At 46.5% G+C, this 7,235-nt stretch carries 8 protein-coding genes; 1 reads left to right on the top strand and 7 read right to left on the bottom strand.

Annotation, left to right across the window (positions count from 1 at the left end):
- Positions 1–560 precede the first annotated feature (560 nt).
- A complete protein-coding gene (locus tag Q0274_RS06155; RefSeq protein WP_298028364.1) occupies positions 561–1,619 on the top strand; it encodes a DUF3137 domain-containing protein in 1,059 nt (352 codons plus the stop codon).
- Between the two features lie 172 nt (positions 1,620–1,791).
- Here Q0274_RS06155 and Q0274_RS06150 read toward each other — a convergent pair whose 3' ends face one another.
- The 7 genes from Q0274_RS06150 to ribA all read right to left on the bottom strand — a co-directional run bounded on the left by Q0274_RS06150 (position 1,792) and on the right by ribA (position 7,188).
- A complete protein-coding gene (locus Q0274_RS06150) occupies positions 1,792–2,454 on the bottom strand; it encodes a hypothetical protein (protein WP_298028362.1) in 663 nt (220 codons plus the stop codon).
- Between the two features lie 485 nt (positions 2,455–2,939).
- Positions 2,940–3,362 (bottom strand): peptidoglycan-binding protein LysM, encoded by a 423-nt coding sequence (lysM, locus tag Q0274_RS06145; protein ID WP_298028360.1) that lies wholly within the window; start codon positions 3,360–3,362, stop codon positions 2,940–2,942.
- 198 nt (positions 3,363–3,560) lie between these two features.
- Positions 3,561–4,763, bottom strand: coding sequence for a chloride channel protein (locus Q0274_RS06140; RefSeq protein ID WP_298028358.1), 1,203 nt, complete (start codon positions 4,761–4,763; stop codon positions 3,561–3,563).
- Between the two features lie 544 nt (positions 4,764–5,307).
- Positions 5,308–5,850, bottom strand: a complete 543-nt coding sequence (locus Q0274_RS06135) for a hypothetical protein (protein WP_298028356.1) — start codon at positions 5,848–5,850, stop codon at positions 5,308–5,310.
- A complete protein-coding gene (locus Q0274_RS06130) occupies positions 5,847–6,053 on the bottom strand; it encodes a hypothetical protein (protein WP_298028355.1) in 207 nt (68 codons plus the stop codon). Before Q0274_RS06130 ends, Q0274_RS06135 begins: the two co-directional genes overlap by 4 nt.
- Positions 6,053–6,631, bottom strand: a complete 579-nt coding sequence (rsmG, locus tag Q0274_RS06125; RefSeq protein ID WP_298028354.1) for a 16S rRNA (guanine(527)-N(7))-methyltransferase RsmG — start codon at positions 6,629–6,631, stop codon at positions 6,053–6,055. The genes Q0274_RS06130 and rsmG overlap by 1 nt, the downstream gene beginning before the upstream one ends.
- Positions 6,628–7,188, bottom strand: coding sequence for a GTP cyclohydrolase II (gene ribA / locus Q0274_RS06120; RefSeq protein WP_298028353.1), 561 nt, complete (start codon positions 7,186–7,188; stop codon positions 6,628–6,630). The genes rsmG and ribA overlap by 4 nt, the downstream gene beginning before the upstream one ends.
- Positions 7,189–7,235: the final 47 nt, after the last annotated feature.

The raw sequence follows: 7,235 nt of genomic DNA, 5'->3' as shown, positions 1-7,235 counted from the left end.
GCGAGGCGACGGGCCCGAAAATATATCTCATTTTTGCTCCATGATTTGATTTGCGTGCAGCGACGTTTTTGGCGCGAGATTTCGCTTTGAAATTTACTTTGCAAAATTTTACTTTGCAAAATTTTACTTTGCAAAATTTTACTTTGCAAAATTTTAATTTGAAATTCTGCGTCATGAAATTTTACTGAAATTTGCTTTTAAAAATTTAGCTAGAAAATCCCGCTTTGAAATTCTACGTAGCAAATTTATACCGATCTCAAGCCTCGCGCCAATAACGCTTTGAATCGAGCCTTGAAAATTCTACGTAGCAAATTTATGCCTTGTAATTTAACTTCCGCACACCGAAATTTACCGCTGCTTTTATGCGAAATTTCACTTCTGCGCGCCGCCCCGCTACGGCGAAATTTTAAACTTAGAGTTTTGAATTTATCCTTAAATTTGGGGCGCTGTGTACAATTCATATAAAAAATTCGCATTATGTGCGGACGAGTGAGCTTTGAAATTCCAAAATTCCTAGAATTTCGCTAAAATTGCGGGCAAATTTAAAGAGGGGCGAAATTTTGACTATTTATGATCTGGAGCGCCTGCGACTGGACGCGAAAAAGCACGTGGAGCAGCTAAAGTTTATCGTCGCCGTAAGCACGATCGCCTTGTTTGCGGTGTTCGGCGCTATCGCGTATTTTGCAGATAGGCAGGGCGCGCAGAGCTTTAGCGCGACGATGCTCGTGTTGCTGGCGGTCGCCTCGCTCGCCGTAAGCCTTAAAGAGGTGCACTTAAACGGCTGGCAAAAGGATCTCATCGGCACGGAAAATATTTTGAAATTTGGCGCGGTCGCGATCTCGTTTTTGATCTTCAAATACTCCGCGGCTTTGCCGCAGGCGTTGATAGGCTTAGCCGCGCTTGCGCTCGCGGTGTGGCTAGCGGCGCGGCTTTATGCGCTCGGCGTAAAAAGCATGCAAGAGATCTTTACGGGGCGATACCGCCAAAGCTACAAGCAGCACTATCTGGCGCCTTTCGTGCGCGAGCTCGGCTACGAATACGTCTCCTACGGCAGCGTACCGTTTTGGCGCGTGGTGCAGAGCGATCTGTTCGAGTTTATCGAAAATCTGCGCGGCAATGACCGCGTAGGCGGCGCGTGGCAGGGGGTGAGCTTCGAGTTTAGCGACGTGAGTTTTTTCCATCAAAATTTGCAGCACGAGCTTGTGGGGGCGTTTTTCGTAGCGGAATTTAACAAACGCATCATCGCACCCGTTTTCATCTACCCGCGCGAGATACAAAATAAACAGCACGTAGGTCTAAAACCCGTTGCGATGGACAACGTGGAATTTGCCGCGCGATACAAAGTGCTTAGCGATGAGCCGCAAAACGCGATGTACGTGCTAACCCCCGCATTTATGGAGCGGTTTTTGGCGGTGGGCGACGCGCTCGGAGCGCAGATCTGGGCGAGCATCAGAGAGCGGCGGATCCATATTTTCGTGTACACCGGGCGCGATAATTTCGAGCCTAGCGTCTATGAAAGCGTGCTGCGCCGCGATCCCGCAAGCGAAATAAAGAGTGAAATTTTAAGCTTTTTGAGTATCGTTAAAATTTTAAAACTGAACGTGAGGATTTGGATTTAATAAAATTTGAGCGGTATTTTTGCTAAAAATTTTTAACTCTTAAAAGATAATTTAGTCCGTCTAACTCTTTATTAAATTTTGATTTCATACGAGGCTATTTTCTAAATGTTTATCGCTTAGCTGCTTATCAAATTTTTGCTTTACGTCTAAAATTCCGCTCTTTACTCCTAGCTTATATAAAAATTTGTGGTCTAATTTTGTCTAAATTTTTACCCGTTTTTAGTAAAAAATAGGTCTTTAATTCCTGGTATTCCCTGCTCGTTAAAATTGAGACGTCGATGATGAAGTGCTTATCGAAGATAATCAAACTATCGCCGCTTAGCATATCCAGTCCAAGCCCTAGTCCGTTCATCAATCTAAAAATCAGTAGCGGGAGTATGCCGAGCCCAAATGCTATTGGCACTATAAATGGGGCTATCGCGTAGCCTTTAAAGTAAAAAACGGCGGACATCAAAACGAAGTAGATCATAACGACGCAAAATCCAAACTTTTTTGTAGCAATCGGTGATTGAAATTCGGAAGGTCCGAAGGTTCGTTTAATCTCCACTATATTTGATAGTTCTATCTTAAATAAGATCAAATTCTTCTTCGTAGAAAAATACTCTATGGCGGAATTTTTAAATTTAATATAGCAGCTTCCTAGCTCTTTTGGCCGTCTGGTTAGCTCTCCGGGATGCCTATATGGAGAGAGGTATGAAATAATATCTAAAAGAAATAGAAACGGCAGATATAGCTTTATCATCTCTATCGAGTTATCTTTGATGATTATCGGATATTTGTCGTAGTCTCTAGACTCGGTCTTTTCTAGCGTAGCGCTGATTTTAAATTTATCCAAATTTAGCTCTTTATAAATAGAATTTCAAAGCGTTTTATATGTTCTCAAATAGGATGGCAGCGCGCAGGTGCGGCAGATAATCTACTATCAGCCGTCGTACGGCTCGCCAAACTGCGTCACGACTTAAAATCAAAATCCGTCTTACAAAAGCAAATCCGCGGCTCGTAAGTCCGCAGTCTGTAAAATCCATAGCTCACACAATCATGCCGCGCTATCGGTTCATAAAATCATAGTTTAAAAACTGCGCTGCACAGCCAGCTCAAAATCACGCCCCGCAAAAAACCGCGCTCGTGCTGCCAGTCTGTAAAATCATACTCTGTAAAGCGTAAAAAACCGCAGGGCCTCGCTAACTAGTAAAATTTAGCTTGCCAAAGTCGCACTGCGCCGCGGGCTGATAAAATCACGGCTCGCATGAACGCAACGCAATACGCGCAAAAGTCAAATCCGCGGCTTGCAAAATCAAGCCGCAGTATTCAAAAGCGAGCTTAAACTTTTGGAATTCTGATCTTCTGTCCCGGATAGATGAGGTTCGCGTCCTTGATAACCTCGCGGTTGGCGTCGAAAATAACCTTGTATTTATTTGCGTCGCCGTAGAATTTCTTCGCGATTTTAGATAGGTTATCGCCCTTTACGATGGTGTAGTAGTTCTCGGCGCTATCCTCTCTAATGCCCTCGATCTGCACGTTTTTGATGCCTGCGGTGTTGCCCGCGATGAGGGCTGCTTTTTCGAGAGTTTCCTTATCGGCGTTACCGCTGATTTTGACGGTGTCGCCCTGCACCTCGACCTCTAGCCCCTCTACCGGCGTCGAGCTGAGATTGGCGGCGATCTCGTCTTTTACAGATTTGGCGTCATCGCCTAGACCTAGTAGTTTCTTGCCTGCTTCGGCTACGAATGAAAGTAAACCCATGTTTTCTCCTTTGGTTAAAGTGGCAAAATTTTATCTTAAATTTACCAACGATCAGCTTAGGCGCATATCCTTACGGCTCCGACCTAGCCCAATGATGCGACCTATGGCGCTCACTCTATGCGCGACGGCAGGTTCTCGGACCATCATTGCCGCGCCCGTCTATTCAGATTTGCAGCGTATGAATTATCAGCGCCGCGACTACGCTAAATTTTTCGTCAGTAAATTTCTAGCGATCACGGCGCATACGATGCTAAAAACGACGACCGAATATGAGTTTATATTTAGCCCGCAAAATCCTGCGCTTAAGGCAAAGGCGCAAAGCGGCGCGTTTAGATTGATCGCTAAAAAGGCAGCCCCTCCGCAAACGCCCGCTGCGCTTAGGCTGATCGGTAAAATTTCGCTGATCGCAAATCCTACGCATAGCCCCAAAACTGCACCCAGCGCGAAACTCGGCGTGAGTGTGCCGCCATATCCGCCGCAGCGAAAGATCATCAGAATGCAAAACGCTTTGCAAAGTAAGATCGCAAGCAAATACGGGCTAAAGGACGCGGAGTCGAAGGCAAACTGCGCTGCGGAGCGCCCGTTACCTAAAATTTCAGGCACGTATGCGCCGATCGCCGCGGTAAGCAAGAATGCAAATGGCAGTGTAAGCGCGATTTTAAGGCTTTTTATGCGCAGCTTTTCGCACAAGCGCACCCCGTCTTGGAAGTATTTCGCCGCAACCCCCGTGACAAGCCCGATTAGCGCTGCTGCGAGTAAATTCTGTGGGGTAGGGGCGAAGTTTGAAACCGCGTAATAAATTTCTTTTGAAGCTCCGAATTCCGCCGTAGCTGTGGCCACCGCACTAGTGGCAAAGGCGCATAAAATCGCTCGAGTATCAAAGCTTTTAAGCAAAATTTCTAGGCTAAAAAGCGCGCCCGCTAACGGGACGTTATATGCAGCGCCTAGTCCCGCTCCTGCGCCGCATGCGACAAATAGCCGAAGCTCGTCTCCACCGATATTTAAGGCGCGGCAAATTTTAGCCGCAAACAAGCCGCCCAGCTCGCGCGGAGCAGCCTCACTGCCTACCGGTGCGCCCATGGCGATGGCTGCAAGCTGCAAAACCGAGTGGATTAAATTTTGCCAAAACGGCGGATTTTGCCCATCCATCATCGAAGCTACGTTTAGAAAAGGTTTTAGTCTTATTAGCAGAATTCTAATTATAGTTACGATTGCGCCAGCTGCGAGGACGCTAAGAAAGCGCCTAAGCGCAGTGGTTTGCTCCGTAATAATGTGAAATTCCTCATCATTATGCCCGAAAGCAAAAGTTTCAATTTCGTTGATGCCGAAGTTTAAAAGCCCCGCGCAAAGCCCCATTATAACGCCTATCGCAAGGATCGCTAGAAAGAATTTAGTACTCAAAATATGCCTTTTTGAAACGCATAATTATATAAAATTTTAGCTTTAAAAAATCCTTACCGTGCATATAAAAGTAGCTAAAACGCGAGTAAATTTTAAAATAATGACTAAGAATTTATATCATCTCTGCGGGTAAATTTTACGCGAAATTCTATGAAGCGTAGGCAGAGGCGGAATTTTATTTACGCTAATTACTCAAGTAAAATTTACGTAGATTTTATATCGCGCGTAGAAAATTTAGTAAAATTTCGCATCGCACGGGAGGGTAAAATTATATTTGAAATTTCATGTCGCGAGAACAGACGAAATTCTACGTAAAATTTAAATTGAATAAGCGGGAAAATTTCGCAGAGGATGCGTGGGATTTCGCGCAAAATTCCAATTTGCGAAAGAGTGCAAAATTCCGCGTAGAATTACGATCCGCGTAAGTGAGCGAAATCTCGCGTGCAATTCTAAGCCGCGAGGCTAGGCAAAATTATGCGCGAAATTTTAATTTGCGTGAGTCATAGAAATTTTACGCCCGCGAACAAATTCGCTTAGAATTTTGCTATTTTTTCCATATATCGTCCTTTTCGCCGGCTGCGGGCGCGCTTAGCTTTTTATCCAGGGCCGAAATTTTATCCGCGAGCTTTTGCGCGCCGCCGAAAATTTCATCTTTTTTCGGAAGCCCGAAGTGAAATTTAAAACCTACGCTATCTCCGATGCTTGCAAGTAGCGATTTGGGCGCGTTTGCGATCGCGTCTTTAAAGATCGCCGCGTCGATGCCGAGCTCGGCTAAGTTTTTTAACGCTCGCGCAGAGCCGATAAACATCGCAATCTTGGCGTCGAAAAGATAATCGTTTGCTAGCTTTTGCGCAGTCGTGGCTGATTTTTTATCCACGACGATGAAGCGCGCGCCTGCACCGTTTGCGAGCAAAATTTCATTTATATCGTTCGTGATGACGCTAAATTTTTTCTGCGCCTTTTGCGCCGCGGCGATGAGCCTGTCGTTAAATTTAAAGAGCAGATTGTCGTATTTGAAAACTTCGTCGCCGTTTTTGATGAGATGCAGCGGCTCGTAGGGCACGAGCGCGTGGCCTAGGATGATCATTTGCCGCCCCTTAGTTTGGCTTCGCAGGATTTGCAAAGGCGCTTTTTATCGCGCAGAGCAAGCTCCTCGTTACTAAAGTACGTCCCGCACTCGTCACACGCCAAAAGCTCGGTCGCATCGTCCTTTTTCTTTATGCGAAATCTAGGCACTATTAAAAAATATATGAGCGCCGCGATAACGGCGACGGCTAGAATTTTTCCCATTATTTTACCCCTTTGATCACTAAAAATTTTCTATTTTTCAAAGCGTTTTCGCCGCTAAAAATTTCGCAGCTCGCGCCTGCAAATTCCTTGCGGAATTCTGCCGCTTCCGCCTCTGCGCCCGAGCCTTTGTAGAGTAAAAACGTCGTGTTTTCGTCGTAAAAGTCGCGGCAAATTTCAATTAAATTTAGCGCGCTCATTAGCGCTCGCGAGCTTATCAGATCGGCACGCAGCTTTGCGCCGTCTTGCACGCGCTCGGCGTGGATTTTTACGTTAGCTAGCGCGAGGCTAACCTTCGTGTAGGTTAGAAACGCCGCTTTTTTCCGGTTGGGCTCAAATAGATGCCACTCGCACAGCGGCAGTGCAAGCGCTAAAAAAATCCCCGGAAAGCCCGCCCCCGAGCCGATGTCGCACGCGATGCGCGGATAGCGCGGTATGAAATTCGCTCCGCTTAGGCTGTCGCGTACCACTGCGTCCAAATCGTCGTAATTCGTGAGGCTATGGACGCGGTTAAATTTTTGCAGGCAGGCTTTAAATTTAGCAACCTGCTCGCCAAAGCTCTCGCTCGGCGCAAGCTTCACAGCAGATGCCCCATCTGCTCTTTTTTGACGCGCAGATAGTTTTCGTTAAATTTATTCGGCGTGATGATTATCGGCACGCGCGCGACCACTTCGACTTTCAGATCGTGTAGCTTTTGCGGATTGTTCGTAAGCAGATTTATGCGCGAAATTCCAAAATGAGCGAGTATGAAATCCACGATCTCGTAGGTGCGCTCGTCCGCTTTGAAGCCTAGCTGATGATTTGCTTCGATCGTATCAAGGCCTTGGTCTTGCAGCGCGTAGGCGTTGATTTTATTAAAAAGCCCGATATTGCGCCCTTCCTGACGCAGATAGATCACCATGCCGCCGCGCCCCTCGATATATTTTAGGCTTGCTTCGAGCTGGTCGCGGCAGTCGCACTTTAGGCTGCCGATCGCATCGCCGGTAAGGCACTCCGAGTGGATCCGCACGTTTACGACGCCCTCCAAAGGCTGCTTAAATATCGCCAAATGCTCCTTGTTCCCTTGCTTGAACGACTGAACGCGGAAGCTTCCGAAGCGGGAGGGGAGATTTGCGACCTCTGAAATTTTTATATCCATGCTTAAATTTACTCCAATTGTGATATTATGAATCCCGCAATTCTAGC

Origin of the sequence: uncultured Campylobacter sp. (assembly GCF_937973075.1) — a bacterium.
Taxonomy (GTDB): Bacteria; Campylobacterota; Campylobacteria; order Campylobacterales; family Campylobacteraceae; genus Campylobacter_B.
The sequence above is the reverse complement of the archived record's forward strand: the minus strand, read 5'-3'. Positions and strand labels throughout refer to the sequence as shown.